This window comes from Streptomyces viridochromogenes (assembly GCF_001270495.1).
In the GTDB taxonomy this organism is placed as follows: Bacteria; Actinomycetota; Actinomycetes; order Streptomycetales; family Streptomycetaceae; genus Streptomyces; species Streptomyces viridochromogenes_A.
Window position 1 is genome coordinate 1 of the sequence record NZ_LGUR01000073.1, and the last position, 1893, is coordinate 1893.

The following is a 1893-nucleotide window of genomic DNA, read 5'->3' on the forward strand; positions in this document are numbered from 1 at the left end:
TCCCTCACAACCCACCCCTGGCTCGCCGACCACGCCGCAGGCGGCACCACCCTCGTCCCCGGCGCCGCCCTCACCGACCTCCTCATCCGCGCCGGAGACGAAACCGGAACCAGCCTGCTCACCGAGCTCGTCATCGAAGCCCCGCTCCTCATCCCCACCGACGGCAGCGTCCAGATCCGCGTCACCGTCAGCGAACCCGACGCGACAGGACAACGCACCGCACAGGTCCACTCACGCCCCCAGGACGCGGCACCCGGCACTCCGTTCACCCGTCACACCTCGGCCCGCCTCTCGCAGGAGGCCCCGGCACCCGACTTCGACCTCACCCAGTGGCCCCCACCCGGAGCCACGCCGGTTCCTGAGGCCGCGCAGCACGCGTACGGTCAGCTGGAGAAGACCGGTTATGGCTACGGCCCCGCTTTCCGTGGTCTGCGTGCCGCCTGGACGCTGGGTCCGGACGTCTACGCCGAGGTCACCCTCCCCGAGGAGGCAGGCAGGCCCGAGGGCTACGGTCTCCACCCCGCCCTCCTTGACGCGTGTCTGCACGCCGGTGTCTTCCGGGAGCGTGAGGGCGGGGCGTCGGAGCAGCCGTTGATGCTGCCGTTCGCCTGGAACGACGTACGTCTCTACGCGACCGGAGCCACCACGCTCCGGGTCCGTCTGTCGTTCGAGGGCAGCGATTCCGTGACCGTGCGGCTGGCCGACGCCACCGGCGCTCCGGTCGCTTCCGTCGACTCGCTCGTCTCCCGGCCGGTGAGCGGCGAGTTGGGGCGGGGGCGCGGGGACGCGTCGAGGGAGCAGTTGTTCCGGGTCGCGTGGGGGCCCACCTCGGTCAAGCGGCAGGGCGCGGCGCTGGACGCGGTTCCGGTGGCCACGGCGGAGGACGTGCGGGCGGTGGCCGAGGCGGGTGACGCGCCAGAGGTGCTGCTGCTGGACGTGGTCGGTGACGACGCGTCGGCCGCGGAGGTCCGTGAACTGACCACGCGTGTGCTGGAGGTCGTGCAGGCGTGGAGTACCGAGCCCCGGCTTCAGGACACCCGGCTGCTCGCCGTTACGCACGGGGCCGTCGCGGTCACCGCTGACGAGGAGTTGAGCGATCTGCCCGCCGCCGCGGCCGCGGGGCTGCTGCGTTCCGCCCAGGCCGAGAACCCGCGCCGGATCGTGCTGATCGACACCGACGACAGCGCGCGGTCACTCGACGCGCTCCCCGATGTCCTCGCTTCCGGTGAACTCCATGTCGCCGTACGCAACGGGACGATCCTCGCCCCCCGTCTGACGCGCACGCTGCCGAGTGCCGGTGACCGTCCGCTCGATCCTGACGGCACGATCCTCATCACCGGCGGCACCGGCACCCTCGGCCGACTCGTCGCCCACCACCTCATCACCCACCACGGCGCCCGACACCTCCTCCTCACCCACCCACCACGGCGCCCGACACCTCCTCCTCACCAGCCGCCGCGGACCCAACGCCCCAGGCGCGGACACCCTCCACACCGAACTCACCGCACTCGGCGCCCACATCCGCATCGCCGCCTGCGACGCCGCCGACCACGACGCCCTCGCCGACCTCCTCACCACCATCCCCCACACCCACCCCCTCACCGCCGTCATCCACACCGCAGGCATCGTCGACGACGGCATCATCACCGCCCTCACCCCCGACCGCCTCACCACCGTCTACCGACCCAAGATCGACGCCGCCCTCAACCTCCACCACCTCACCCAAAACCACCACCTCACCCACTTCATCCTCTTCTCCTCCGCCTCCGGCATCCTCGGCAACCCCGGCCAAGCCAACTACGCCGCCGCCAACGCCTTCCTCGACGCCCTCGCCCACCACCGCCACACCCACCACCAACCCGCCACCTCCCTCGCCTGGGGCTGGTGGGGACA

1 protein-coding gene and 1 pseudogene are annotated in these 1893 nt (G+C 71.8%); both read left to right on the forward strand.

Features of this window, described 5'->3' with window-relative positions:
• A pseudogene (locus ADK36_RS50045) lies at positions 1-1359 on the forward strand (polyketide synthase dehydratase domain-containing protein); the annotation flags it as partial.
• On the forward strand, positions 1298-1893 hold a 596-nt coding region (locus tag ADK36_RS50930; protein WP_159391103.1), incomplete at its 3' end, for an SDR family NAD(P)-dependent oxidoreductase. The pseudogene ADK36_RS50045 and the gene ADK36_RS50930, both read left to right, overlap by 62 nt.